Here is a 26,300-nt window from a genome sequence, read left to right on the forward strand (position 1 = left end):
GGCTAGGCTCCTCTGCCATGAGTGCGGTGTACGACTGCAGCAAGCGTGAAACGCGGGCCGACGGGCTCGCCGCGGCGGCGAGCGCGGTGCGCTCCAGCCGCCTCGTCGTCCTCCCGACCGACACGGTCTACGGCATCGGCGCGGACGCCTTCGACGCCGGCGCCGTCCAGTCCCTCCTGCGGGCCAAGAACCGCGGCCCGGACATGCCGGTCGGCGTCCTCGTCGGCTCCTGGTCCACTGTGGACGGACTCGTGCTCGGCACACCGCCGCAGGCACGCGCGCTCATCGAAGCCTTCTGGCCCGGCGACCTGTCCATCATCCTTCCGCACGCGCCGAGCCTGCAGTGGGATCTCGGCCAGTCGCGCGGGACGGTGATGCTGCGCATGCCGCTGCACCCGGTCGCGCTGGAACTGCTCCGCGACGTCGGCCCGATGGCGGTCTCCAGCGCCAACGTCTCGGGCCGCCCGCCCGCCACCACCGCGCAGGAAGCGGTCGACCAGCTCGGCGACAGCGTCGCGGTCTATCTCGACGGTGGCTCGTCCGGTGAGCCCGTTCCGTCCACGATGGTCGATCTCACCGGCGACGACCCGGTCATCCTGCGGGAGGGCGCGGTCAGCCGTGCCGCGGTCGCGGAAGTACTGGGTGTGCCCGCGGAGTCACTCGCCTGATTCACCGGGTGTCAGTACCGTGTCCGGGCGTATCCCCCGAGCGCGGTAGCGTGTTCAGGTGACTTGGACCTCGGCGGCGTAACGCACCATGCCTCCCACGCAAGGCCTCCCGATCCGGGAATACCTCCTCGTCGCCCTCACCGCGGCGGCCGTTACCTTCCTGCTCACCGGCGTGGTGCGCCGGGTCGCCATCCGGATCGGGGCGATCGCCAACCCGCGGGCCCGTGACGTGCACGTCACGCCGATCCCGCGGATGGGCGGGATCGGCATCTTCCTGGGTGTCGCCGCCGCGATGGGGCTCGCGCACCAGCTGCCCGCGCTGAGCCGCGGCTTCGACTTCTCCTTCGACTCGCTGGGTGTCCTGCTCGCCGCGGGGGTCATCTCCCTGATCGGCGCGCTCGACGACCGGTTCGAGCTGGACGCCTGGACGAAACTCGCGGGCCAGGTCATGTGCGCCGGGATCCTGGTGATCTTCGGCGTGCAGTGGGTGTCGTTCTGGGTCCCGTGGGGCGGTGGCGGCGAGTCCTTCGGCCAGGTGCTGGTGCTGGACAAGAACCAGGGTGCGCTGCTGACGGTCGTGCTGGTGGTCGTCATGGTCAACGCGATGAACTTCGTCGACGGCCTCGACGGGCTCGCCGGCGGCCTCGGCTTCATCGCCGCGGCGGCGACGTGCTCGTTCTCCCTCGGCCTGCTCGACTCCTCGGGCGGCGACGTCGGCGCGTACCCGCCCGCCCTCATCGCGGCCACGCTCGCCGGGGCCTGTCTGGGCTTCCTGCCGTACAACTTCCAGCCCGCGAAGATCTTCATGGGCGACTCCGGCTCGATGATGATCGGGCTCATGCTGGCCGGTGCGACGACGTCCGCGTCGGGCCGCGTGCCCTATCCGCAGTTCAGCGGCAAGGACGCGCTCGCGTTGCTCTCGCCGCTCGTCGTGGTCGCCGCGGTGCTGTTCGTGCCGATGCTCGACCTGATCATGGCGGTCGTCCGCCGCACCCGTCGCGGCGAGAGCCCGTTCGCCGCGGACAAGATGCACCTGCACCACCGTCTGCTGGAGATCGGCCATTCGCAGCGCCGCGCGGTACTGCTCATCTACTTGTGGGCGGGCCTGCTCGCGTTCGGCGCGGTTTCGGTGACGCTCTTCGACAGTGTCGCGGTTTTCTGGATTGTCGGATTCGGCTTCCTGCTGGCGACACTGGTGTCGGTCATCCCCAGACTGCGTTCGCGGAACCGGACCGCCTGAAAGACGCGATCCGCACGGGCCTACACTGGCGGGCTGAGACGACCAGGGAGCTTTCTGTGAGCGAGACCGAGAAGACCGTCGAGGCGGAGGAGAACCCCCACGCCAAGGTGGTTCTGCAGGCGGCCAACGCGATGATGAAGGCATCCCTGAAGCTGGTCCCGCCCGCGGTGCTCGTGTGCGTCGTGGTGTTCACCATCCTCAAAGGACAGCCGGGTCTGCTCGGCTCGGCCATCGGTGGCGTGCTCGCCGTCGGATCCGCTCTCGCGACGCTGGGCCTGATGCGGTTCAGCGCGGGGCTGGACCCGATGTTCGTGATGGTGATCGCTCTCGGTGGTTACGTACTCAAGCTCATCCTTCTTTTCGGGGCGCTGACCCTGCTGCGCGGAGTGGACTCGGTCCACCCGATGGCCTTGGGCGTCACCATGATCGTCGCCATTCTCGTGGCCGCCGCGGTGGAGTTCGCGGCCTTCCGCAAGACCAAGATCCCGACGATCATCCCGGCTTCCCGCTGATTTCGGGACCCAGGTCCTGACCTGGGACGGGACCTAGGTCCTCGGCCGATCAGGGGCAATGTAGTACGCCTGTACGGCCCGTCGGTACCTGCTGATATGGTCCGCGTATGGGCGGCGGCCTCGGCTGCCGGCTCCTGATGACGAACCCCGAACAGCAGTGTGGCGACGGTGTTGAATCGTCCCTCGTTACCCGCTGGTAGGCGTCTGTCTCCCGGGAGCACTGCATCGAGAATCCTCGTGTGCGGAACGTGAAACCGTGTTCAGCACATCGTGGGGTGGCCGCCTCCGACGGCCCGATACGTGTCGGGTACGTTAAGTCCAGATCGTGACGATTCCCCCGGCGGAGTGAACGCCGGCCGGGAGAACCGGAAGGAGCCCAGTGGGCGCGCTGGTACTAGCCGAGGGTGCGGAGTTCGCGCCGCCCGGTGTCAAAGACTTCAACCTGCCGCCGTTGTTCGGTTCCGGCTATTGGTTGAGCTTCACCAAGCCGATGCTGCTGGTGGTCATCTCCCTGATCATCCTCATCACCTACTTCATGGTGTCTTCGCGCCGGCTGAAGGTCGTCCCGGGCAAGGGACAGTTCATCGCCGAATCGATTTACAACTTCGGCCGCAACAACATCGCGCGTGAGCAGATCGGTTCGGCCGACTTCAAGCCGTTCATCCCGCTGATCCTGGGGCTGTTCAGCTTCGTGCTGGTGAACAACCTCTTCGGGATCATTCCGTTCTTCCAGTTCCCGACCATGGCGCGAATCGGCTTCCCGGTCGCTCTCGCGTTCCTTGTCGTTTACCCGGTGTACCACTACGTCGGGTTCAAGCGCCACGGTTTCAAGGGTTACCTGAAGAAGGAACTGGCGCCGGCCGGTATTCCCGGGTTCGTTCTGCCGCTGTACTCCACCATCGAGTTCGCGCAGAAGTTCTTCATCGCCCCCGCCACCCTGGCCATCCGGGTGTTCGCCGCGATGTTCGCCGGTCACCTCATCATCATGGTCTTCACGCTCGGTGGCAGCTTCCTGCTGACCGAGGGCGAAGGTCTCGTGAAGGTCGCGTCGCCGGTGGCGTTCCTCTTCGCCATCGCGATGACCTTCCTGGAGGCATTCATCCAGGTCCTGCAGGCATTCATCTTCGCACTGCTGTCCGCAGGGTACATCGGCGCCGCGCTGGCGTCGGAGCACTGAGAGAACACCAAAAGCCCCCGATCCGCGTGAGTCGCGCGGACCGAGTTTGAAGGGAAACGCACGTGAGCAACATCGTTCTTGCGCAGCAGGCTGCCGAGGCCGTCAGCATCAACAAGGGTCTCGCCGCCATCGGTTACGGCCTCGGCGCGATCGGCCCCGGTATCGGTGTGGGTCTCATCTTCGCCGCCGTCATCAACGGCACCGCCCGTCAGCCGGAGGCCCAGGGCAAGCTGCAGAGCATCGCCTTCTCGACCTTCGTTCTGACCGAGGTTCTGGCGCTGATCGGTATCGTCATCTACTTCCTCGCCTCCGCCTAAGGCTGAGTTCCGCTCATCGCTTAAGGAGACGTTGTGCTGAAGACCGAATTGGTGTTGGCCTCCGAAGAGGTGCCCAACCCGATCGTGCCGCACGTTCCCGAGCTCATCCTCGGGTTCATCGCCTTCCTTCTGCTGCTGTTCGTTCTGAAGAAGTACGTCGTTCCGCGTTTCGAGGCGACCTACGAAGAGCGGACGAAGCTGATCGAGGGTGGCATCGAGCGGGCCGAGAAGGCACAGGCCGAAGCCGAAGAAAACCTTGCGCAGTACAAGGCGCAGCTGGCGGAAGCCCGTTCCGAGGCCGCGAAGATCCGCGACGACGCCCGGCTCGAAGCCGAGCAGATCAAGGCGGAGCTGCGGGCCGAGGCCGAAGCCGAGTCCCAGCGCATCGTCGCCCAGGGGCAGGCTCAGCTGCAGGCCCAGAAGGCGCAGATCATCGCCGAGCTGCGCGCCGAACTCGGCCGTAACTCCGTCGAGCTGGCCAGCCGCATCGTCGGCGAGTCGCTCGCGGACGACGCGCGCCGTCACGGCACCGTGGACCGGTTCCTTGCCGAGCTGGAGACCGCGGGCGCCTCCAACGGAGCGGGAAAGTAGACCAGAATGACGCTGCATGCTGCGAGCCGTGAAGCGCTCGACCTCGCCGAGAATCGTCTCGGCGAGGTACTGGCCGCCGCGGGTACGGACCCGGCGACGGTCGGCGACGAGCTGCTTTCGGTCGTCGCCCTGCTGGACCGGGAGATCGGCCTGCGCCGGGCCGTCGCCGACGGTTCGGCCACGTCCGAGGCCCGGATCGGCCTCGCCCGCGGCATCCTCGCGGGCAAGGTTTCCGAACCGGCCCTGCAGGTGCTCGACTCCGTGGCTGGCAGCCGCTGGTCGAGCCCGCGCGAACTGACCGACGGGCTCGAGGCCCTCGGCCGCTCGGCGCTGCTCACCAGTGCGGAGAAGTCCGGGAACATCGACGCTGTCGAAGACCAGCTGTTCCGGGTCACTCGTATCGTTGCGGGTGCGCCGGAGCTCGAACAGGCGTTGTCCGACCTGTCCGCTCCCGCCGAGGCGAAGCGGACCCTCGTCCGCACCCTGTTCGCCGACAAGGTGGACGTGGTCACCGAGACCCTCGTCGAGCAGGTCGTCCTGCGCGCCAAGGGACGTGGGGTCGCCAATGCCCTCGAGCGGCTGGTCCAGCTGGCCGCGGAACGCCGTCAGCGCTCGGTCGCCCAGGTGACCAGCGCGAGCGCGCTGTCCGACGAGCAGCAGGCTCGGCTGAGCGAGAAGCTCAACGCCCTCTACGGGCGGCAGCTCGCGCTGCACGTCGAGGTCGACCCGTCACTGGGCGGCGGACTCGTCGTCCGCGTCGGCGACGAGGTCATCGACGGCAGCACCGCTGGGCGCATCGACGCCCTGCGTCGCCGGCTGGCCGGCTGACCCACAACAACGACTTTGCACACTGGCACGAACGAAGCGAGAGCGGGATTGAAATGGCGGAGCTGACGATCTCCTCGGATGAGATCCGTAGCGCGATCGAGAACTACGTCTCGAGTTACGCCCCGGACGTGAGCCGGGAAGAAGTTGGCGTCGTCATCGACGCCGGTGACGGCATCGCCCACGTAGAGGGCCTTCCCTCGGCGATGGCCAACGAGCTGCTCGAGTTCCCCGGCGGGGTCCTCGGGGTGGCGCTGAACCTGGACGCGCGCTCCATCGGTGCCGCGATCCTCGGTGACTTCGAGACCGTCGTCGAAGGCCAGCAGGTCAAGCGGACCGGTCAGGTCCTCTCGGTTCCGGTCGGCGAGGGCTACCTCGGCCGCGTCGTGAACCCGCTGGGCGCCCCGATCGACGGCCTCGGCGAGATCGAGACCACCGACCGTCGTCCGCTGGAGGTCAAGGCCGCTTCGGTGGTCGAGCGCCAGCCGGTGTCGGAGCCGCTGCAGACCGGTATCACCGCCATCGACGCGATGACCCCGATCGGCCGTGGCCAGCGTCAGCTGATCATCGGTGACCGCAAGACCGGCAAGACCGCGGTCGCGGTGGACACGATCATCAACCAGAAGGCCAACTGGGAGTCCGGCGACCCGAAGCAGCAGGTCCGCTGCATCTACGTCGCGGTCGGCCAGAAGGGCTCCACGATCGCCGCGGTGAAGAAGTCCCTCGAGGACGCCGGCGCGATGGAGTACACCACCATCGTCGCGGCCCCCGCGTCGGACTCCGCCGGCTTCAAGTGGATCGCGCCGTACACCGGTTCGGCCATCGGCCAGCACTGGATGTACGAGGGCAAGCACGTCCTCATCGTGTTCGACGACCTGACCAAGCAGGCCGACGCCTACCGCGCGATCTCGCTGCTGCTGCGCCGCCCGCCGGGCCGTGAAGCCTTCCCCGGCGACGTCTTCTACTTGCACTCCCGTCTCCTCGAGCGTTGCGCGAAGCTCTCGGACGACCTGGGCGCCGGTTCGCTGACCGGTCTCCCGATCATCGAGACCAAGGCGAACGACGTGTCGGCCTACATCCCGACCAACGTCATCTCGATCACCGACGGTCAGTGCTTCTTCCAGTCGGACCTGTTCAACGCCGGTCAGCGCCCGGCCATCGACGTGGGTATCTCGGTTTCCCGCGTGGGTGGTGCCGCGCAGGTCAAGGCGATGAAGGACGTTTCGGGTTCGCTCCGTATCGACCTGTCGCAGTACCGTGAGCTGGAGGCCTTCGCGGCCTTCGCCTCGGACCTCGACGACGCGTCGAAGGCGCAGCTCGAGCGTGGAGCGCGGCTGTACGAGGTGCTCAAGCAGCCGCAGTACTCGCCGATCCCGGTCGAGGAGCAGGTCGTCACCGTGTACCTCGGTACCAACGGCCACTTCGACACCGTCCCGACCGAGGACGTGCGCCGCTTCCGCGACGAGTTCGTCGACTCCGCGCGCCGCAAGCACGGTGAGCTGCTCAAGGACATCCGCGAGTCGGGCAAGTTCTCCAAGGAGACCGCTTCCGGGCTGGTCGACGCGGTGAACGAGTTCAAGAAGGAGTTCACCACCTCCGAGGGCAAGAGCCTCGTCGAGGTCTCCGACGCCATGGACGCCGAGAAGGTCGGGCAGGAGACCGTCAAGGTCAACAAGCCCGCACCGAAGAAGTGAGCTGATAGCTCATGGCCGCACAACTCCGAGAACTCCGGTCGCGTATCAAGGCGACCAAGTCCATCGGCAAGATCACCAAGGCGATGGAGCTCATCGCCACCGCGCGCATCACCAAGGCGCGGGCGAAGGTCGCGGCGTCCCGGCCCTACTCGGACGAGATCACGAACGTGCTCTCGGCCCTGGCCGGCGCCTCGGCCAACCTCGACCACCCGCTGCTGGTCGAGCGCCCCAACCCGAAGCGCGCGGCGGTCCTCGTGATCACCAGCGACAAGGGTCAGTGCGGTGGATACAACTCCAACGTGCTGAAGGCGACCGAGGAGCTCCTCACGCTGCTGCGTGAGCAGGGCAAGGAGCCGGTGCTGTACGTGACCGGCAACAAGGGCCTGAGCTACTACCGCTTCCGTGGCCGCGAGGTGACCGAAAGCTGGACGGGCTTCTCCGACCAGCCCGGTTACGTCAACGCCGCGGAGGCCGGTGAGCTCATCGTCGAGTCGTTCCTGAACGGCGCCGACGACGAGGCCGGTAACGCCGACGGCATCCTGGGTGTCGACGAGATCCACGTCGTCTACACCGAGTTCGTCTCGATGCTGACCCAGCGTCCGACCGCCAAGCGTGTCGCGCCGCTCGAGGTCGAGTACGTCGAGGGCGAAGAGGAGAAGCCGGAAAGCCTGCTCCCGAGCTACGAGTTCGAGCCCAGCGCCGAAAAGTTGCTCGGCGCGTTGCTGCCGAAGTACATCAACACGCGGATCTTCGCGGCGATGCTCGAGTCGGCGGCGTCCGAACTCGCTGCCCGCCGTACCGCGATGAAGGCGGCGTCGGACAACGCGAACGAACTGGTGAACACGCTGACGCGGGAGGCGAACCAGGCCCGCCAGGCGCAGATCACCCAGGAGATCTCCGAAATCGTCGGTGGAGCGAACGCTCTCACCGCAGCAGGAAGTGATGACTGATGACCAGTACTGAAGCCCGTGCCAAGGGGCGCATCGTCTCGGTGACCGGCCCGGTCGTCGACGTCGAATTCCCGCGCGGTTCCGTTCCCGACCAGTTCAACGCGCTCAAGGTCGAAATCGAGTTCGAGCAGCTCCGCAAGACGGTGACGCTCGAGGTCGCCAGCCACCTCGGTGACAACCTCGTCCGCACCATCTCGCTCCAGCCGCAGGACGGCCTCGTCCGTGGCGCCGAGGTCACCGACACCGGCGGCCCCATCACGGTGCCGGTCGGCGACAAGGTCAAGGGCCACGTCTACAACGCGCTCGGCGAGTGCCTCGACGAGCCCGGCTACGGCGACGACCTCGAGCGCTGGGGCATCCACCGCAACCCGCCGGCCTTCGACCAGCTCGAGGGCAAGACCAAGATGCTGGAGACCGGCCTCAAGGTCGTCGACCTGCTGACCCCGTACGTCGAGGGTGGCAAGATCGGCCTGTTCGGCGGTGCCGGCGTCGGCAAGACGGTGCTCATCAAGGAGATGATCACCCGTGTCGCCCGGAACTTCGGTGGTACCTCGGTGTTCGCCGGTGTCGGCGAGCGCACCCGTGAGGGCAACGACCTCTTCCTGGAGATGTCCGAGGACGGCGTCATCAACGACACCGCCCTCGTCTTCGGCCAGATGGACGAGCCGCCGGGCACCCGTATGCGGGTCGCGCTGTCCGCGCTGACCATGGCGGAGTACTTCCGCGATGTGCAGAACCAGGACGTGCTGCTCTTCATCGACAACATCTTCCGGTTCACCCAGGCCGGTTCCGAGGTGTCGACCCTGCTGGGCCGCATGCCTTCGGCCGTGGGTTACCAGCCGACGCTGGCCGACGAGATGGGTCAGCTCCAGGAGCGGATCACCTCGACCCGCGGTCGTTCGATCACCTCGATGCAGGCGATCTACGTCCCCGCGGACGACTACACCGACCCGGCCCCGGCGACGACGTTCGCCCACCTGGACGCCACCACGGAGCTTTCGCGTGGCGTGTTCCAGAAGGGCATCTTCCCGGCGGTGGACCCGCTGGCGTCGACGTCGACCATTCTCGACCCGGCCATCGTCGGTGAGGACCACTACCGCGTGGCCTCCGAGGTCATCCGGATCCTGCAGAAGTACAAGGAGCTGCAGGACATCATCGCGATCCTCGGTATGGACGAGCTCTCGGAAGAGGACAAGCTCACCGTTCAGCGCGCGCGCCGCATCGAGCGGTTCCTGTCGCAGAACATGCTGGTCGCCGAGGCCTTCACCGGTCAGCCGGGTTCGACCGTGCCGCTGTCGGAGACCATCGAGTCGTTCGACCGCATCACCAAGGGTGACTTCGACCACTACCCGGAGCAGGCGTTCCTGGGTATCGGTGGCCTCGAAGACCTCGAGAAGAAGTACAAGGAAATCACCAAGAAGTGATGTTCCGATGAGCGGCGGGATCAGTGTCTACTGTGGACGCTGGTCCCGCCGTTCGCATAGTTGGAACTTTGACTATTAGACTCGGTGGCAGCACCTGAGGTGAAGGGAAGCTACGTGGCTGAGATTTCTGTCGAGCTGGTAGCCGTCGAGCGCCGTCTCTGGTCCGGTACCGCCACGTTCGTGGTGGCGCAGACCACCGAGGGCGAGATCGGCATCATGGCCGGTCACGAGCCCGTGCTCGGGCAGCTCGTCGAGGGTGGCGTCGTCAAGGTGACGACCACGGACGGCGAGACCGTGACCGCCGCGGTGCACGGCGGTTTCCTGTCGGTCACCGCGACCGGCGTGAGCATCCTCGCCGAGAGCGCGGAGCTTTCGCACGAGATCGACGTCGATGCGGCCAAGAAGGCGTTGAGCGGCGAAGACGAGCAAGAGCGGGCTAGGGCGACCGCCCAGCTCCGCGCGGCCGGTCAGTCAGTCTGACCGGGCGAGAGGCAGGGGCCGGGCCGTGGAAATCGCCGTGGGTGTTCTCGGGGCCCTGACCATCCTGGCCGTTGTCGTGGCCTGGTATTCGCTGCGATGGGTCCGGATGCGCCGCGGTGGTGGCGTGAGCGTCGCACTGCGGTGGCGTCCGGACGAGGCGCGGTCCAGCTGGCATCTGGGGCTGGGCCGCTACGAGGGCGAGCAGTTCGTCTGGTTCCGGGTCTGGAGCCTGCGGACCGGCCCGGATCGCGTGTTCGAACGCGTGAGCATGGAGATCGCGGACCGGCGCGATCCGTCCGGCACGGAGGCGTACGCCGTCCCCGAAGGTTCGATCGTCCTGCGGTGTGAGTCCGCCACGCAGGAGGCGATCGAGATCGCGATGGGCCCGGGCGCCCTCACCGGTTTCCTTTCCTGGCTCGAGTCGGCTCCGCCGGGCCGTCGGCTGCCCCGCGCTTCCTGAATCGGTTCCGCGCGCACGTCGTATGCTCACGGCGTGACCATCGTCGACATCCCCGGTTCGAAGTCGATCACCGCCCGAGGCCTGTTCCTCGCGGCCGCCGCCCACGGGACGACCGTGCTGGGCAGGCCGCTGCGTTCGGACGACTCCGAGGGCTTCGCCGAAGGACTTCTCAAGCTCGGCTATCAGGTCTCCCGCTCCGATGCGGAGTGGACCATTGCCGGCAGGCCCGAGGGCCCCGCCGTCGACCGCGCCGACGTCTTCTGCCGGGACGGCGCCACCACCGCGCGATTCCTCCCGGCGCTGGCCGCCGCCGGGCACGGGACCTTCCGCTTCGACGCGTCCGAGCAGATGCGCGCCCGGCCGCTGGGGCCGCTCACCGACGCGCTGCTCGAACTGGGCGTCGACCTCACCTTCGAGGGTTCGCCGGGCCATCACCCGCTGGTGGTGCGGGCAGCCGGGATCAAGGGCGGTGACCTCACGCTGGACGCGGGTCTGTCGTCGCAGTTCCTGACCGCGTTGCTGCTGGTCGGCCCGCTGACCGCCGAGGGGCTGCGGATCACCGTCACCGACCTCGTCTCGGTGCCCTACGTCGAGATCACCATCGCGATGATGCGCCGCTTCGGCGTCGAGGTCGTCCGGGACGGGGACACGTTCGTCGTTCCGCCCGCGCCGTACCGGGCCTGCCGGTACGAGATCGAGCCCGACGCTTCGACGTCCAGTTACTTCTTCGCGGCGGCGGCCTTGACCGGCCGCTCGGTGACCGTGCCGGGGCTGGGCGCCGGCGCCCTGCAAGGGGATCTGGCCTTCGTCGAGGTCCTGCGGAAGATGGGCGCGGACGTCGAGGTCGGCCCGGACGTCGTCACCGTGACCGGGACGGGCGGGCTGCGCGGCGTCACGGTGAACATGCGCGACATCTCCGACACCGTGCCGACGCTCGCCGCCATCGCGCCGTTCGCGGACGGGCCGGTGCGGATCGAGGACGTCTACAACACGCGGATCAAGGAATGCGACCGGCTGGCCGCGTGCGAGGAGAACCTGCGCGCGATGGGCGTCTCGGTCGAGACGGGGCGGGATTGGATCGAGATCCAGCCGGGCGTGCCGACGGGGGCGCTCGTGAAGTGCCGGCGGGATCACCGGATCGCGATGGCGTTCAGCGTCACGGGGCTGCGTACGCCCGGGATCACGCTGGACGATCCGGGTTGCGTGAAGAAGACCTTCCCCGGATTCCATGACGCTCTGGCCGCACTCCGCGCTTCCTGGGGCGTTTAGTCCTCTGGATGCGGTGGTTTGGCTTGCGAACCACCGCATCCAGAGGACGAAATGCGGTCGACCGGCATTTTCTCCGGCTTCGGACGTGTTCTACCGGGCTTCGGACGTGATCCACGTCTATTCTCGGACCATGACTCAGAGCGAGGACGCGAACCGCTGGAGCCACCTTCCCGAGTCCGTGTCCCTGGAGGACACGATCACGATGAAGGCGATCGACCCGGGCAAGGACGGCACGCCCGACGTCGACCTCGAGCGCTATTGGGCAGCACGAGAACAGGGCTGAACGTGAGCTGAAGGGCGCTTTCCCCGCATCCGATGCGAGGAAAGCGTCCTTCACTACGTCTTATGCGAGGAAAGCGTCCTTCAGCTCGCGCCGCCGGGCTGCCACAGGATGTCCCCGTCCGGGTTCGCCAGCCGCGACAGGATGAACAGCAGGTCCGAAAGCCGGTTCAGGTACTTGATCGCCAGCTGGTTCGTCGTCGCCTGCTCGGCCTCGTACAGCGCCCAGCCGGAGCGCTCGGCCCGCCGGGCGACCGTGCGGGCCTGATGCAGGAAGGCCGCACCCGGGGTCCCGCCCGGCAGGATGAACGACGTCAGCTTCGGCACGCGCTCGTTGAACTCGTCGCACCAGCCTTCGAGCCGCTCGATGTACCGCTCGGTGATGCGCAACGGTTCGTACGGCGGGTTCTCCACGATGGGCGCGCACAGATCCGCGCCGACGTCGAAGAGATCGTTCTGCACCCCGCGCAGGACGTCGGCGATCTCGGCGGGCAGACCGCCCATCGCGAGCGCGAGCCCGATGACGGAGTTGGCTTCGTCGACATCGGCGTAGGCGGCCAGCCGCGGCGACGTCTTCGGCACTCGCGAGCCGTCCCCGAGCGCCGTGGTGCCGTTGTCGCCGACCTTCGTGTACACGCGGTTGATGCGAACGACCATGAAGCCGACTCTACCGGCCCGGCGTAAGGCAAATCGGGACGAGAGGGCATGATTGGCGCCCATGAGTGAGCACTTCGACGTGCACGGCGGAGCACGGCTGGTCGGCGAGGTCGACGTGGTCGGGGCGAAGAACAGTGTCCTGAAACTGATGGCCGCGGCCCTGCTGGCCGAGGGCACCACCACCATCACGAACTGCCCCCAGATCCTGGACGTCCCGCTGATGGGCGACGTCCTCCGCAGCGTGGGTTGCGACGTCGTCATCGACGGTGACACCGCGAAGATCACCACCCCGGCCGAGCTGTCGCACCGCGCCGATTCGGCCGCGATGGGCAAGCTGCGCGCGTCCGTCTGCGTGCTGGGACCGCTGGTCGGCAGGCTCAAGCAGGCCGTCGTCGCACTGCCCGGCGGTGACGCGATCGGCTCGCGGCCGCTCGACATGCACCAGAACGGCCTCCGCAAACTGGGCGCCACCAGCACCATCGAGCACGGCTGCGTGGTGGCGAAGGCCGAGGGCCTGCGCGGCGCGCAGATCTGGCTGGACTTCCCGAGTGTCGGCGCCACCGAGAACATCCTGATGGCCGCCGTGCTCGCCGAGGGCACCACGGTCATCGACAACGCCGCGCGCGAACCCGAGATCGTCGACATCTGCACGATGCTCATCGAGATGGGCGCGAAGATCGAGGGCGCGGGCACCTCGACGCTCACCGTCGAGGGCGTCGAGAAGCTGAACCCGACCGAGCACCGCGTGATCGGCGACCGGATCGTCGGCGCGACCTGGGCGTTCGCCGCCGCGATGACCCGGGGCGACCTGACCGTCCGCGGCGTCAACCCGCACCACCTCGACCTGGTCCTCGACAAGCTCCGGCTGGCGGGTGCCGAGGTCGAGACGTTCGACGAGAAGGGTTTCCGGATCTCGCAGGCCGAACGCCCGAAGGCGGTCGACTGGGTGACGTTGCCGTACCCCGGTTTCGCGACCGACCTGCAGCCGTTCGCGGTGGCGCTCTCGGCGGTGGCCGACGGGACGTCGATGATCACCGAGAACATCTACGAGGCGCGGTTCCGCTTCATCGAGGAGATGATGCGGCTCTCCGGCGACGCGCGTACCGACGGTCACCACGCGGTCGTCCGCGGGGTGGAGAGGCTTTCCAGCGCGCCGGTGTGGGCGTCGGACATCCGGGCGGGCGCCGGGCTGGTCCTCGCCGGACTGTGCGCGGACGGCGTCACCGAGGTCTGGGACGTCTTCCACATCGACCGCGGCTACCCGCACTTCGTGGAGAACCTGAACCGCCTCGGCGCCCGCATCGAACGCGTCTCGGGCGAGCCCGAACGAGCCTGACCCGGGAAGCCTCGTGAGTGGTAATGACGGTTCTAACCGTCATTACCACTCACGAGACCAGCTGTACCGGCAGCTGTCAGGGCAGGGCGACGAACGCCGCGAGGAAGTCGCGGGACGTCGGTGAGTCCAGCCGGTAAGTGACGTTCGTGGCGTAGCAGGGCCCGTCACCGGTGATGGTGGTCGACACCAGGACACGCACGCCGCCGATGGTGGCGAAGTTCGGCCCGCCGGAGTCGCCGTAGCACGCGCCGCCGTTGCCCTGGGGCGCCGTCATCGCGAGCCGGACCCAGGTCTTGTTGAGCGCGTCGAAGGTGACGGGGGCCTTCATCCGGACACCGCCGCCCGGATGGGTGTGCCCGCCCGGCCCGTTCACGGCTTCCTGCGTGCCGTATCCCGCGACCACGAACGGCGTCGAGTTCAGCGCCTGCGGTCCGAGCTTGTCGAGCTGACCGGCGCTGGGCAGCTTCGCGGGGGTGAAGCTCCAGCGTGCGGCGACCTGTTTCGCGGGCAGCTGGACGACGGCGATGTCGTGCGAGTCGGCGGAGTTGCCCGGGTAGCCGGGCTCGCTGTGCGCGACGCCCTCCACGGCGACGGCCTTGGCGATCGCCGCCGGATCGCCGGGGTACTTCTTCGCGGCCGCGTCGAGACCCGCCTGGACGTCCTGGTCGAGTGAAACGAAGAACCGCACGTTGGACGGCCAGTCGGTGGTGCAGTGCGCGGCGGTGAGGAACGTGTCCGCGTCGACCATGGTGCCGGAGCACACCCAGTCGACCCGGTCGGGTGTCGCCGGGTCGCCGTCGTTGTCCCAGGTGGCGACGAGGGCGCCGACTTCGGTGCGCTCCGGCGCCGGGGTGGCGTTGTAGGAGTTGATCGCGGTCGCGGCGTCGGCGCCGCCCAGCAGCAGGGCGGCGGCCAGCGCCGCGACGGTGGCGGCAGGGGTGAACCTCACGAACGGCCTCCTCGTCTCGGTGCTTCTGGAGACGGGATTCAACGTGGTGGACGGCCGAAAGTCATCCGCCGAAAGTAGTCACGCGTCCCGGCGCCGCCGGGTACCCGCGAACACCGCGGCACCGCCCGCGGTCAGCAAGCCCAATCCGGCCGGCAGTGCGGGTTCGAGATCGAAACCGGTCTTGGCCAGCGAAGGGGAGCTCGCCACGGCGACGTCGGCGCGGGGTGCGGCGGCAGCAGCGGCCGCGGCGGGGGCCGCCACCGGCAGGACCGCGGGAGGCGCGACTTCGGCCCGCGGTCCCCCGGGCGGGGGAGGGCCGGCGGGCGGCTTCGTGGCGGGCGGTGTCCGGTCCGGCACGCAGGCGGTATGCGCCGGGTTGCCGCGCCCGACGCCGTGGTTGCGGTCGCATTCGTAGCCCGCGTTCGCGTCGGAGCCGCCGGGCAGCTGCCCGGGCGGGTTCTTGTTGTCCGCCTTGCCGACGCAGCCGGCGCAGGGCTTCCCGACGGCGTCGCCACCGCCGTTGCCGTTGGCGGACGGCGAACCGTCCCTGGTGGAGTCGTACGGGCCGTGCTTGTTCGCGCCGTGGCCGGAGAAGTCCGCTTTGGACGGTGGCTGGGGTTTGGTGGTGTCCTGGGCGTGGCCGGGCGGCGTGCCGCCGTTGCCGTGCTCACCGGCGACGGCGGGGCCGGCGCCGAAAAGGACGAGGGAGAAGGCGGCTCCGGCGATAACGCCGTAGGTCTTCTTGTTCATCGAAGCCTCCTGAAGTCGCGCCATTGCGACATACGGAGTATCGCGTGAACGACCGTAAGGGTTACTCGAACGCCAAAGTCGCGCCGAAACCGACCAGCGCGGTGCCGGTGACGCCGTCGAGCGCGCGGCGGACCTTGCGGCGCTCCAGCCATGTCCGCACGCGGTGCACGAAGAACAGCAGCACCATCAGCCAGACGAAGCCCAGTACCGCGACGGTGTAGGCGAGCAGGAGCGCGTGCCACGCGGACGTCGTCGCCGGGTCGAGGAACTGCGGGAGCACCGACAGGTACAGGACGAGGACCTTGGGATTGGTGATGTTGGAGAGGAAGCCTTCGCGGAAGCGGCGGAATCCGCTCGCCCGTTGGCTTTTCACCATGTCGACGCCGGAGTAGTCACCCCGCCACGCGCCGCGCAGCGCCTGGAAGCCGAGGAAGACCAGATAGGCGGCGCCGAGCCACTTCAGCGTCACGAACACCGGCTGCGACCGCGCGATCACGACCCCGAGGCCGAGCGCGGCGGCGGTGCCCTGGGTCGCGTTGGCCACGAGGATCCCGGCCGTGGCGAGGAAACCGCCGCGGCTGCCGCCGGACAGCGAGTTCTTGAGCATCACCATCGTGTCCGGGCCGGGAGCGAGGACGATCAGGATGACGATGATCAGATAGCTGCTGTAGGAACTCCACGTCACCGCGCCCACGTTAGCCGCCGGGTGGGGGCGGGTCTCGCGGATTTCGGTCACAGTCCCCGGGTCACGATTCGGGCAGGGTCGTGTGCGGCGGGAGGAAGCGGGCTTATCGTCCAGTCATGTATCTGGGGGATACGGGATTGCTGCCCGGGGAGCGCGTGATCTGGGAAGGTGCGCCCAAGCGCCTTCCGGCGTTCGAGAAGAGCGACCTGGCGATCGTGCCGGTGCTGCTGTTCATGGGTGCCTGGTACTACTTCTACACGCGAGACGGGGAGGAGTTCCCCGTTGTCTGGTACGGCGTCCCGGTCTTCGTCGTACTGAGCTGGATCTGGCAGGCGATCCAGCGCTACTTGAAGCTGAAGTCCACTTCGTACGCCGTGACCGACCAGCGGGTGGTGGCCTGGGTCAAGGGCAACGTGAGCACGTCGGCCTATCTGGAGGCGTTGGGGCCGCCGCAGATGGTGGAGCGCGGTGACGGGACCGGGACGGTGACCTTCAGTACCAGGACGGTCGACTCCCGGAAAGGCACGGGATTCCTCGCCGGGCTCCTCCGGACCGACGACGACGCGCTCCCCGAGCTGAGCGGGATCGAGGACCCCCGGCGCGTCCGCGACCTCATCGCGACCGCCCAGCGGCGGCCGAAGCGCTGAAAGGCAAGCGACGAACGGACACTGCCGCCCACGCCGTCGGCGGGTAGTGTGCCTTGGCATGCATGAGGGGCAGATCGACCTCCTTCCGGGCGAGCGGGTCATCTGGGCCGGACATCCGGTGCGCAGGCCCCTTTTCAATCCCGGCGACTACTTCAACGTCCCGTTCGGCCTGCTCTGGCTGGGCGGAGTCACGGCGTTCTTCATCTACCACCACGAAACGACGTTCCACATGATCGCGTGGTTCGTGCTCACCGTCGCGGGCGTGTTCCACCTCGCCGGCAGGCCGCTCATCCGGTACCTCCGGCTCGCCTCGACGACTTACGCCGTCACGGACGGCCGGGTCATCGCGACCAGTTCGCTGGTACGCCGTAAGGACGAGTCCGCGCCGCTGGCGGAGCTGGACGATCCCGTCGTCACCCCCGGCCCCGGCAAGACCGGCACGATCACCTTCGGCAAACTCGGTGTGCTGGCGTGGGCGTCGGCGAACTACGGCACCGGTCACGGGAAGGACCGGAAGGCGCCGGTCATCCTGGTGGGCGTCAGTGAGGTCGGCAAGGTGCGCGAGAAGCTGGCGAAGGCCGTCGAAGAGGCACGCCACCACCGCAACCCATAGAAGAACCCGGGACGGCCACGAGGTGACCGTCCCGGGCGCCGCCGGCTCAGGGCCAGTTGCCGGTGATGCGGTTCGAGACGAAGGTCGCGTCGACGGTGTTGGTGTCTGTGTCGATCAAGGTGACCACGGCGCGGACCTCGTCCTGACCGCTGTCCTCGTTGAGCGCGTTCCCGGTCACGACCGTGTCGAAGTCGCCGCTGAGCCCGAATCCGGCACTCGCGCCCAGCGCGGTGAGCGGGACGGTGAACAGGAACTCGGCGAGCTTGCCGCTGTCGTCACCGCGGATCGTGACCCGCAACGGGTCTCCGGGATCGTCGATGTACTCCTGGGCCCGATCCAGGCTCATGTGCACGTCGATGCCGACGTGGACGGCGAAGAGCCCGTTGTCGAGCCGGTTGATCGCCAAGCACAGGTTGCTGTCCGCCGCCCCGGTGCAGGTCTGTGCCGCCGAGGCCGGTCCCGCCGCCAGGCCGACGGCGCCGGACATCGCCACGACGGCGACCAGCGACCCCAGCAGACGGCGGTTGACGCGGCCGCGCGGCCGGACTCTCACCGTGGACAGTTCGCGACTCATGGTTCTCCTCGAGGTCTTCAGCTCACGAATCCGTGGGCTGCCAATGCCCCGAAGGATGGCCGCGGCCGCCTACGGTTCGTTTACGGTCCGGTTATCCGGGGTCCGATCGGTAATGCGGCCGGGCGGCGGATCGATTACCACGCGGTGCCGGATGTGCGGGGAATGGCGTTCCGGGTGCTCGGCCCGTTGGAGGTCGAGGCCGGCGGGCGGTTGCTGGAGGTGGGCGGGCCCCGGCTGCGGGCGCTGCTGGCCTTGCTGGTGGCGGACGCCGGACGGGTGGTGAGCCTGCCCGCGCTGGTCGAGGGACTGTGGGGACTGCGGGCGCCGCCGGACGCCGACCGGACGACGCGGGTGTACGTGTCGCTGCTGCGCAAAGCGCTGCGGCCGGCCGCAGCGGAACTGATCGTGACCCGCCGTCCGGGCTATGTGCTGCGGCTGGAGCCGGACGCGGTCGACGCGGTCCGCTTCGAACGGCTGGCCGCCGCCGGACGGCGCTCCTTGACCGACGGGGAACCCGCCGTCGCGGTGGAGCGGTTGACCGCCGCCCTGGGGCTGTGGCGGGGTGACGCCTACGGTGAATTCGTCGACACCCCCGCGTTGAGGGCCGAGGCCGAGCGGCTGGAGCAGATCCGCGTTTCCCTGCTGGCGGACCGGATCGAGGCGGGTCTCGCCGTCGGTGACGGGGAGCGGATGGTCGCCGAGCTGAACGCGCTCACCGGCCGCCATCCCGGGCACGAACGGCTGTGGGGCCTGCTGATGACAGCGCTCTACCAGGCCGGGAGGCAGGCCGACGCGCTCACGGCCTACCGCCGCGCCCGCACCGCGCTCGTCAGGAATTCCGGGGTGGAACCGACTCCGGCGCTCAGCGCCGTCCACCGGCGGATCCTCGGCCACGACCCGAGTCTGCTCGCGCCCTCGTCCGTCCGAGGTGCCCCGCCCGCTCCGCCGGCGCAGTTACCCCCGGCGGTGCCGGGCTTCACCGGTCGCGCCGCCGAACTGTCCCTTTTGGACTCCGTGTTGACGGCGGCGAAGGGGATCGCCGTCGTGTCCGGGACGGCGGGGGCGGGAAAGACCGCGCTGGCCGTGCATTGGGCACACGGGGTGGCCGCCGCGTTCCCGGACGGGCAGTTGTACGTGGATCTGCGCGGATTCGATCCGGTGGGTTCCGCCCTCGATCCGGCCGACGTGCTCCGGGGCTTCCTGGACGCGTTCGGCGTGCCGGCGACGCGGCTCCCCGCCGATCGCGACGCGCTGACCGGCCTGTACCGCAGTGTCGTGGCGGGCAAACGGATGCTGGTCGTCCTGGACAACGCCGGTGACGCCGGCCAGGTCCGTCCGCTGCTGCCCGGTTCCCCCGGCTGCCTGGTCGTGGTGACCAGCCGCCACCAGTTCACGTCGCTGATCGCCGTCGAAGGCGCTCACTCACTGGCTCTGGATCTGTTGTCCCCGGCGGAGGCGAAGGAGCTGCTGACCCGGCGGCTCGGGCCGGAGCGGGTGGCGGCCGAACCCGCGGCGGTGGCGGCGATCATCGCCGGATGCGCGCGCCTGCCGCTGGCGCTGGCCGTCGTCGCCGCGCGGGCGGCGCTCCACCCCGGCTTCCGGCTCGCCACGGTGGCGGCTCAGCTGGACGACGTCACCGGCGTGCTCGACGCGCTTCACGGTGGTGACCGGGCCACTGACGTCCGCGCCGTGTTCTCCTGGTCCTGTCGCGCGTTGAGCGCCGACGCCGCCCGGCTGTTCCGTCTCCTGGGCCTGCACCCCGGCCGGGACATCGGGCTGGCGGCCGCGGCCAGCGTCGCCGGTCTCCCGCTCCCGGCGGCACGGCCACTCCTGGCCGAGTTGACCCGCGCCAGCCTGCTGGCCGAACACGCACCCGGCCGGTACACCTTTCACGATCTGTTGCGCGCTTACGCCGCCGAACAGGCCCGCGCACAGGGTGGCGAGCCCGAGGTCCGGCGCCGGTCGCTCGACCACTATCTGCATACCGGCCATGCCGCGGCCTTGCTCCTGCAACCGCACCGCGCCCAGCCGATCACGCCGGCGCCCGCCGCGAACGGTGTCACCGTCGTGCCGCCTGCCGATCTCAAGGAGGCGCTGAGCTGGTTCACCCTCGAACGCCCGGCGCTCCTGGCCGGCATCGAATCGGCCGCCGTCGCCGGTTCGGACACGCACACCTATCAGCTGGCCTGGACCCTGGCGACCTTCCTCGAACGGCGCGGGCACTGGCACGATCTGGCCGCCACCCAGCGTGCCGCCGTGGGGGCGGCGCGGCGGCTGGCCGACCGGTCCGCCGAGGCGCACGCTCACGACAGCCTCGCCGGCGCCTACGTCCGGCTGGGCCGGTTCGCCGACGCCCACACGCATCTCGGTCTCGCCCTCGTCCTGTTCGCCGGGCTCGGCGACCGGATCGGCCTGGCCCATACCCACCTCGACTTCGGCTGGATGTTCGAGCGCCAGGGCCGCCACGCCGAGGCGCTCGACCACGCCGTGCGTGCCCTCGGCCTGTTCCGGGCCGTCGGGCATCAGGACGGCGAGGCCAGGGCGCTCAATCAGGTCGGCTGGTGCCACGCCCAGCTCGAAGACCACGAGGAGGCCATCGTCCGGTGCCGTCAGGCCCTCGCCCTGCATCAGGCGCTCGGCGACCGCGCCGGGGAGGCGCACACCTGGGACAGCCTGGGCCACGCCCACCACCATCTCGGGTTCCGACGGGAGGCCGTCACCTGCTACCAGCGCGCGATCGATCTGTTCCGCCGTCTCGGCGACCGCTACAACGAAGCGGGGACGCTCACCCATTTCGGCAATGTCCACCAGGCCGCCGGGGACTCCGGGGCCGCGAACGCCGCCTGGCAGCACGCCATCGCCATCCTCGGCGAACTCGACCGTCCCGAAAATGACCCGACTGTGTTCGATTCAACTACGCGGCCGATGTTACCGGCCGGTACACTCAGACGGTCGTCCAGTGCCGGAGGTGTACCGTGCCCTATCCCACGGACCGTGAACGGGACCGCCCCTGGGTGATGCGGACCTATGCCGGTCACTCGTCCGCGGCCGCGTCCAACGAGCTTTACCGGCGCAACCTCGCCAAGGGGCAGACGGGTCTTTCCGTCGCCTTCGACCTGCCGACGCAGACCGGCTACGACCCGGACCACCAGCTCGCCAAGGGCGAGGTCGGCAAGGTCGGCGTTCCCGTCTCGCATATCGGTGACATGCGGCGGCTCTTCGACGGCATCCCGCTCGCCGAGGCCAACACGTCGATGACGATCAACGCGCCCGCCATGTGGCTGCTGGCGCTCTACGTCTCCGTGGCGCGCGAGCAGGCCGAAGCCGAGGGCCGTGACGTGGACGAGGTGCTGGCCAAACTCACGGGCACCACGCAGAACGACATCATCAAGGAATACCTTTCCCGCGGCACCTACATCTTCCCGCCGGGGCCGAGTCTCCGCCTGATCACCGACATGATCGCGTGGACCGTGCACCACGTGCCGAAGTGGAACCCGATCAACATCTGCAGTTACCACCTGCAGGAGGCCGGGGCGACGCCGACGCAAGAGGTCGCGTACGCGCTGTGCACCGCCATCGCCGTCCTCGACGCCGTCCGGGATTCCGGGCAGGTCGAGCAGGCCGACATGGCCAAGGTGGTCGCGCGGATCTCGTTCTTCGTCAACGCCGGGGTACGGTTCGTCGAAGAGATGTCGAAGATGCGCGCGTTCACCGCGCTGTGGGACGAGATCACCAGGGATCGTTACGGCGTAACGGATCCGAAGGCGCGGCGGCTGCGCTACGGCGTCCAGGTCAACTCGCTGGGGCTCACGGAGGCCCAGCCGGAGAACAACGTCCAGCGCATCGTCCTGGAAATGCTCGCGGTCTCGCTTTCCCGTGGTGCCAGGGCCCGCGCGATCCAGTTGCCCGCGTGGAACGAGGCGCTCGGCCTGCCCCGGCCGTGGGATCAGCAGTGGGCGCTGCGGATGCAGCAGGTGCTGGCGTTCGAAACCGACCTGCTGGAGTACGAGGACATCTTCGACGGCTCGCACGTCATCCAGGCCAAGGTCGACGAGATCATGGCGGGCGCGCGCGAGGAGATCGCGCGGGTGCAGGATCTCGGCGGCGCGGTGGCGGCCGTCGAGAGCGGCTACATGAAGTCGCAGCTCGTCGCCTCGCTCGCGGAGTACCGCCGCGGTATGGAGAACGGCGAGCGGATCCTGGTCGGTGTCAACAAGTTCGAGACCACGGAGCCGTCGCCGCTGCAAGCCGAAGGCGCCAAGGCGATCGAAACGATCGACCCCGCCGTCGAGAAACAGGCTGTCAGCGCGATCGAGGAATGGCGGGCGCACCGCGACAACGCGGCCGCCGAGTCCGCGCTGGAGAAGCTGAAGGCCATCGCGAAGACCTCGGAGAACCTGTTCGAGGCCACGATCGATTGCGCCCGCGCCGGGGTCACCACCGGTGAATGGTCGGGGGCTTTGCGTGAGGTATTCGGCGAATACCGGGCCCCCACCGGGGTTTCCGCCTCGGCGGCGGCGGGCGAGGGCAACGAGGAGCTTCGCCGCGTGCGCGACCGGGTCAAGGCCACGAACACCGAAATCGGGGAGCGGCTGCGGATCCTGGTCGGCAAGCCCGGCCTCGACGGGCATTCCAACGGCGCCGAGCAGGTGGCCGTACGGGCGCGCGACGTCGGTTTCGAGGTGGTGTATCAGGGGATCCGGCTGACCCCGGACCAGATCGTCGCGGCCGCCGTCCAAGAGGGCGTGCACGTGGTCGGGCTTTCGGTGCTCTCGGGTTCGCATCTCGAAGTCGTGCCGCAGGTCGTGGACGGGCTGCGGGCCGCGGGCGCGGGCGACATCCCGGTCATCGTCGGCGGCATCATCCCGCCCGACGACGAGAAGATCCTCCTGGAGCGAGGGATCGCGAAGGTGTTCACGCCCAAGGACTATGAACTCACCGACATCATGGACGGAATTGTCGGATTGGTGCGGCAGCGCCACGGCCTGAGCACATAACGTCACCGTCGATCACGGTCGAATAACGGCGGCTGGTGGGTGACCCGCTCACACTGCCCGCGCCAAGGTGCCCACCTACGTTTCGATTAAACCGATTAATCGAAAAGAGGTGCTGCTATGGCGCACGGTGAGTGGTCGAGGCGGGAGTTCTTCCGGCGGTCCGCCGTTCTGGGGGCGGTCACGATCGGTGGACCGGTTCTGTTGTCCGCGTGCACTTCGACGTCGTCGGGAGACGCGCTGCAGGCCGCCAAGGACTCGAAGAAGATCAAGATCGGTATCGCGAACGAAGCGCCCTACGGTTTCACGGATCAGAGCGGCAAGGTCACCGGAGAGGCTCCGGAAGTGGCCCGCGCCGTTTTCAAGGCCATGGGCATCGACAACGTCGAAGCCAGCGCGGTCTCGTTCGACCAGTTGATCCCCGCGTTGAACGCGAGGCAGTACGACGTCGTCGCGGCGGGCATGAACATCAAGAAGGAGCGGTGTGACGCCGCGGCCTTCTCCATCCCGGACTATTCGGCGCTGACGGCTTTGCTGGTACCCAAGGGAAATCCGCAGCAGGTGCGGAAGTTCGAGGACATCGCGGCCAAGAAGGTCAAGGTCGCCGTGCTCTCGGCCGCCGTCGAAAAGGGCTACGCCACGGATTCCGGGGTTGCCGAGGACCAGATCGTCACCCTCGATTCGCAGGACAACATGCTTCGCGCGGTCACCGACGGCCGGGTCTACTGCGCCGCGCTCACCGACATCTCCCTCAAGGACGTCCTGGCGAAGAGCCCGGGCGCCGCGGCGGAGGTGACACCGGGCTTCGATCCGGTCAAGGACGGCAAGCCGGTCGTCTCCGCCGGTGCCTTCGTCTTCCGCAAGGACGACAACCCCTTGCGCGAGGCGTTCAACGCCGAACTCAAGAAACTGCACGACAGCGGCGAATGGACCAGGATCGTGACGCCGTTCGGCTTCTCGGCGGACAACCTGCCGAAGGCCGACGTCACCACCGAGAAACTCTGCGCGGTGTGACGGGGCGGACGTCATGTCGTCGTCGGTATCGCACATCATCTCGTCCGTCCTCAGTGGACTGACCGCGACCGTCACCGCCGCCCTCGGCGGGATCGCGATCACCGTGGTGCTTTCCCTGATCGCGGGGCTCGCGCTGCGCTCACCGTCCCGGCTGGTGCGGGGGATTTCCCGCGCCTACGTCGAGATCTTCCGCGGCACGTCGGAGGTCGTCCAGCTGTTCTGGTTGTACTTCGTGCTACCGGTGCTGGTCGGCTTCCAGCTGGTGCCGATGTTCGCCGGAATCCTGGTGCTGGGCCTCAATCACGGGGCCTACGGCGCGGAGATCGTCCGCGGCGCGGTGAACTCGGTCCCGCGAGCGCAGTTCGAGGGCGCCGTCGCGCTCAATCTGTCGCCCGCGCAGCGGATGCGCCGGGTGATCCTGCCGCAGGCGTTCGCGGAGATGCTGCCACCGTTCACCAATCTGTTCATCCAGTTGCTGAAGAGCACCGCCCTGCTCTCGTTCATCGCCGTTCCGGAGATGGCGCGGCAAGGCGAACTGCTGCGGCCGGTGTTCAGTGCCGAGATCGGCTGGATCTACGGTACGGAACTCGTGCTCTATCTCCTGCTCGCGCTCATGATCGCGAGCGGGATGCGGATGCTGGAACGGTTCGCGGCGCGGCGGCTCGGCCGGGCACCCGCCAAGATGACGGCCACGGCGGGGGGTGTGTGATGGACTGGAGCTGGGAAGCGGCGTTCGACTCGATTCCCTTGCTGCTGAAGGGTCTTCTGGTCACCGTCGAGATCACCCTGCTCGCCTCGGCGGTCGCCTACGCGCTCGGCCTGGTGTTCGCGCTGATCCGCCGGACCGGGATTCCCGTGCTGTCACAAGCGGTCCGGCTGTTCATCGAGTTCGTCCGCAGTACGCCGTTGCTGATCCAGGTCTTCGCGATCTATTACCTGGTCCCGCCGTTGACGGGCTTCACGATGTCGGCGTTCGTCACCGGTGTCGTGGCGCTCGGCGTGCACTACGCGACCTACGCCGCCGAGGTGTACCGGGCCGGGATCGAAGCCGTCCCGAAAGGACAGTGGGAGGCCGCGACCGCGCTGAACCTGCCGCGGCAACGGGTGTGGACGGCGGTCGTCCTGCCGCAAGCGGTCCCGCGGGTCCTGCCCGCACTGGGCAACTACACGATCTCGATGTTCAAGGAAACCCCGTTGCTGCTGGGGATCGGCGTCCTCGACGTGCTCAACCGGGCGAAAGAGGTCGGCGCCGAAACGTTCCGCGTCATCGAGCCGTACACCCTGGCCGGGGTGCTGTTCCTGCTGGTGAGCCTGCCGGCGTCGATTCTGGTGAGAAGGTTGGAGCGTCGTGCCGCCCACAGTTGATTCGCCGATGATCCAGTTTTCCCGCGTGGTCAAGCATTACGGTGACCACGTCGTGCTGCGTGACCTCGATTTCACCGTCGCACCCGGGGAGTTCGTGTCGCTGATCGGGCCGAGCGGGTCCGGGAAGACGACCATCCTGCGGTTGCTGATGACCCTGGAACGGGTGGACGGCGGCACGATCGAGGTCTGCGGTGACTATCTCAGCCATATGAAGCGCGGTGAAAAACTCGTCCGCCCGGACGAGAAGTACCTGCGCGCGGTCCGGAAACGGATCGGCATGGTGTTCCAGCAGTTCAACCTGTTCCCCAACATGAACGTGTTGCGGAACATCACCGAGGCGCCGGTCCACTCGCTCGGCGTCCCCCGCGACGAAGCCGAGTCGCGGGCGGTCGAACTGCTGGAAATGGTGGGGCTCTCGGACAAGAAGGCCGCGCATCCCACGCGGCTTTCCGGCGGGCAGCAGCAGCGCGTCGCGATCGCGCGGGCGCTCGCGATGCGACCGGACGTGCTGCTGCTGGACGAGGTCACCTCGGCCCTCGATCCCGAACTGGTCGCGGACGTCCTGCGCGTGCTGCGTGAGATCGCGACGTCCACGGACATCACGATCCTCTGCGTCACCCATGAAATGCAGTTCGCGCAGGACGTTTCGGACCGCGTGATGATGTTCGACCAGGGACAGGTGCTGGAGGACGCCCCGCCGGGAAAACTGTTCAGCGATCCGGAACACGACCGGACACGGCGGTTCCTCAAGGCCGTGATCGATCGCGCCTAGGCCGTGTCCTGTAAGTCTGTTCGATGGGCTTCGTGATCCAGGTGGTTCCTGGCGGTGC

At 68.2% G+C, this 26,300-nt stretch carries 28 protein-coding genes; 23 read left to right on the forward strand and 5 right to left on the reverse strand.

Annotation, left to right across the window (positions count from 1 at the left end):
• Window positions 1-17 precede the first annotated feature (17 nt).
• The 14 genes from L324_RS37095 (at window position 18) to L324_RS43790 (ending at window position 11,890) form a co-directional block, all read left to right on the forward strand.
• Window positions 18-668: an L-threonylcarbamoyladenylate synthase gene (locus tag L324_RS37095; protein WP_037320044.1), complete on the forward strand. Its 651-nt coding sequence runs from the start codon at window positions 18-20 to the stop codon at window positions 666-668.
• A gap of 88 nt (window positions 669-756) precedes the next feature.
• Window positions 757-1,908, forward strand: a complete 1,152-nt coding sequence (locus tag L324_RS37100; protein ID WP_037320046.1) for a glycosyltransferase family 4 protein — start codon at window positions 757-759, stop codon at window positions 1,906-1,908.
• 56 nt (window positions 1,909-1,964) lie between these two features.
• A complete protein-coding gene (locus L324_RS37105) occupies window positions 1,965-2,420 on the forward strand; it encodes a Cg1360 family ATP-synthase-associated protein (RefSeq protein ID WP_037320048.1) in 456 nt (151 codons plus the stop codon).
• Between the two features lie 379 nt (window positions 2,421-2,799).
• Entirely contained in the window at window positions 2,800-3,597 is a 798-nt protein-coding gene (gene atpB / locus L324_RS37110; RefSeq protein ID WP_037320050.1) for a F0F1 ATP synthase subunit A, read from the forward strand.
• 62 nt (window positions 3,598-3,659) lie between these two features.
• Entirely contained in the window at window positions 3,660-3,914 is a 255-nt protein-coding gene (locus L324_RS37115) for an ATP synthase subunit C-like protein (protein ID WP_005150354.1), read from the forward strand.
• 33 nt (window positions 3,915-3,947) lie between these two features.
• Window positions 3,948-4,505 carry a F0F1 ATP synthase subunit B gene (locus tag L324_RS37120; RefSeq protein WP_037320052.1) on the forward strand — a complete coding sequence of 186 codons (558 nt, stop codon included), beginning with the start codon at window positions 3,948-3,950 and terminating at the stop codon, window positions 4,503-4,505.
• Between the two features lie 6 nt (window positions 4,506-4,511).
• A complete protein-coding gene (locus L324_RS37125; RefSeq protein ID WP_037320055.1) occupies window positions 4,512-5,333 on the forward strand; it encodes a F0F1 ATP synthase subunit delta in 822 nt (273 codons plus the stop codon).
• A gap of 53 nt (window positions 5,334-5,386) precedes the next feature.
• Entirely contained in the window at window positions 5,387-7,024 is a 1,638-nt protein-coding gene (gene atpA / locus L324_RS37130) for a F0F1 ATP synthase subunit alpha (RefSeq protein ID WP_037320057.1), read from the forward strand.
• A gap of 11 nt (window positions 7,025-7,035) precedes the next feature.
• Window positions 7,036-7,974, forward strand: coding sequence for a F0F1 ATP synthase subunit gamma (locus L324_RS37135; RefSeq protein ID WP_037320059.1), 939 nt, complete (start codon window positions 7,036-7,038; stop codon window positions 7,972-7,974).
• Window positions 7,974-9,398, forward strand: coding sequence for a F0F1 ATP synthase subunit beta (gene atpD, locus L324_RS37140; protein WP_037320060.1), 1,425 nt, complete (start codon window positions 7,974-7,976; stop codon window positions 9,396-9,398). Before L324_RS37135 ends, atpD begins: the two co-directional genes overlap by 1 nt.
• Before the next feature lie 114 nt (window positions 9,399-9,512).
• Window positions 9,513-9,878 carry a F0F1 ATP synthase subunit epsilon gene (locus L324_RS37145; protein ID WP_007028324.1) on the forward strand — a complete coding sequence of 122 codons (366 nt, stop codon included), beginning with the start codon at window positions 9,513-9,515 and terminating at the stop codon, window positions 9,876-9,878.
• A gap of 25 nt (window positions 9,879-9,903) precedes the next feature.
• Window positions 9,904-10,338: a DUF2550 domain-containing protein gene (locus L324_RS37150; protein WP_037320063.1), complete on the forward strand. Its 435-nt coding sequence runs from the start codon at window positions 9,904-9,906 to the stop codon at window positions 10,336-10,338.
• A 33-nt stretch (window positions 10,339-10,371) separates the two neighbouring features.
• Window positions 10,372-11,607, forward strand: coding sequence for a 3-phosphoshikimate 1-carboxyvinyltransferase (gene aroA, locus L324_RS37155; protein ID WP_037320066.1), 1,236 nt, complete (start codon window positions 10,372-10,374; stop codon window positions 11,605-11,607).
• A gap of 130 nt (window positions 11,608-11,737) precedes the next feature.
• Complete coding sequence (locus tag L324_RS43790; protein WP_235783760.1) at window positions 11,738-11,890, forward strand: hypothetical protein; 153 nt, start codon at window positions 11,738-11,740, stop codon at window positions 11,888-11,890.
• Between the two features lie 80 nt (window positions 11,891-11,970).
• Here L324_RS43790 and L324_RS37165 read toward each other — a convergent pair whose 3' ends face one another.
• Complete coding sequence (locus L324_RS37165; protein ID WP_037320070.1) at window positions 11,971-12,543, reverse strand: cob(I)yrinic acid a,c-diamide adenosyltransferase; 573 nt, start codon at window positions 12,541-12,543, stop codon at window positions 11,971-11,973.
• Window positions 12,544-12,604: 61 nt separating this feature from the next.
• On the opposite strand from L324_RS37165, the gene murA reads away from it, so the two are divergent.
• Complete coding sequence (gene murA / locus L324_RS37170; RefSeq protein WP_037320072.1) at window positions 12,605-13,879, forward strand: UDP-N-acetylglucosamine 1-carboxyvinyltransferase; 1,275 nt, start codon at window positions 12,605-12,607, stop codon at window positions 13,877-13,879.
• 76 nt (window positions 13,880-13,955) lie between these two features.
• Here the strand turns inward: murA and L324_RS37175 are convergent, their stop codons facing one another.
• The 3 genes from L324_RS37175 to L324_RS37185 all read right to left on the reverse strand — a co-directional run bounded on the left by L324_RS37175 (window position 13,956) and on the right by L324_RS37185 (window position 16,263).
• Window positions 13,956-14,828, reverse strand: a complete 873-nt coding sequence (locus L324_RS37175) for a trypsin-like serine protease (RefSeq protein ID WP_037320074.1) — start codon at window positions 14,826-14,828, stop codon at window positions 13,956-13,958.
• Window positions 14,829-14,906: 78 nt separating this feature from the next.
• A complete protein-coding gene (locus L324_RS37180) occupies window positions 14,907-15,578 on the reverse strand; it encodes a hypothetical protein (RefSeq protein ID WP_235783761.1) in 672 nt (223 codons plus the stop codon).
• A gap of 61 nt (window positions 15,579-15,639) precedes the next feature.
• Window positions 15,640-16,263, reverse strand: coding sequence for a LysE family translocator (locus L324_RS37185; protein ID WP_037320129.1), 624 nt, complete (start codon window positions 16,261-16,263; stop codon window positions 15,640-15,642).
• 116 nt (window positions 16,264-16,379) lie between these two features.
• Between L324_RS37185 and L324_RS37190 the strand changes: the two genes are divergently transcribed.
• Both L324_RS37190 and L324_RS37195 read left to right on the forward strand, forming a co-directional pair.
• A complete protein-coding gene (locus tag L324_RS37190) occupies window positions 16,380-16,910 on the forward strand; it encodes a fatty acid desaturase family protein (protein WP_037320076.1) in 531 nt (176 codons plus the stop codon).
• Between the two features lie 58 nt (window positions 16,911-16,968).
• Window positions 16,969-17,523, forward strand: a complete 555-nt coding sequence (locus L324_RS37195) for a hypothetical protein (RefSeq protein ID WP_037320077.1) — start codon at window positions 16,969-16,971, stop codon at window positions 17,521-17,523.
• 46 nt (window positions 17,524-17,569) lie between these two features.
• Here the strand turns inward: L324_RS37195 and L324_RS37200 are convergent, their stop codons facing one another.
• On the reverse strand, window positions 17,570-18,097 hold the full coding sequence (locus L324_RS37200) for a hypothetical protein (RefSeq protein WP_037320080.1): 528 nt from the start codon (window positions 18,095-18,097) through the stop codon (window positions 17,570-17,572).
• Window positions 18,098-18,259: 162 nt separating this feature from the next.
• Here L324_RS37200 and L324_RS37205 point away from each other — a divergent pair, with 162 nt between their 5' ends.
• The 6 genes from L324_RS37205 (at window position 18,260) to ehuA (ending at window position 26,242) form a co-directional block, all read left to right on the forward strand.
• A complete protein-coding gene (locus L324_RS37205; RefSeq protein WP_051174326.1) occupies window positions 18,260-21,115 on the forward strand; it encodes an AfsR/SARP family transcriptional regulator in 2,856 nt (951 codons plus the stop codon).
• On the forward strand, window positions 21,073-23,094 hold the full coding sequence (locus tag L324_RS37210; RefSeq protein ID WP_081736591.1) for a protein meaA: 2,022 nt from the start codon (window positions 21,073-21,075) through the stop codon (window positions 23,092-23,094). Before L324_RS37205 ends, L324_RS37210 begins: the two co-directional genes overlap by 43 nt.
• Window positions 23,095-23,211: 117 nt before the next feature.
• Window positions 23,212-24,105 carry an ectoine/hydroxyectoine ABC transporter substrate-binding protein EhuB gene (ehuB, locus tag L324_RS37215; RefSeq protein ID WP_037320085.1) on the forward strand — a complete coding sequence of 298 codons (894 nt, stop codon included), beginning with the start codon at window positions 23,212-23,214 and terminating at the stop codon, window positions 24,103-24,105.
• A 13-nt stretch (window positions 24,106-24,118) separates the two neighbouring features.
• Entirely contained in the window at window positions 24,119-24,814 is a 696-nt protein-coding gene (gene ehuC / locus L324_RS37220; protein ID WP_037320087.1) for an ectoine/hydroxyectoine ABC transporter permease subunit EhuC, read from the forward strand.
• On the forward strand, window positions 24,814-25,470 hold the full coding sequence (gene ehuD, locus L324_RS37225) for an ectoine/hydroxyectoine ABC transporter permease subunit EhuD (protein ID WP_037320089.1): 657 nt from the start codon (window positions 24,814-24,816) through the stop codon (window positions 25,468-25,470). The genes ehuC and ehuD overlap by 1 nt, the downstream gene beginning before the upstream one ends.
• Before the next feature lie 7 nt (window positions 25,471-25,477).
• Window positions 25,478-26,242: an ectoine/hydroxyectoine ABC transporter ATP-binding protein EhuA gene (gene ehuA / locus L324_RS37230; protein ID WP_037320091.1), complete on the forward strand. Its 765-nt coding sequence runs from the start codon at window positions 25,478-25,480 to the stop codon at window positions 26,240-26,242.
• The last annotated feature ends 58 nt before the right edge of the window (window positions 26,243-26,300 follow it).

The sequence above is a fragment of the Amycolatopsis orientalis DSM 40040 = KCTC 9412 genome, from assembly GCF_000478275.1.
Lineage (GTDB): Bacteria > Actinomycetota > Actinomycetes > Mycobacteriales > Pseudonocardiaceae > Amycolatopsis > Amycolatopsis orientalis.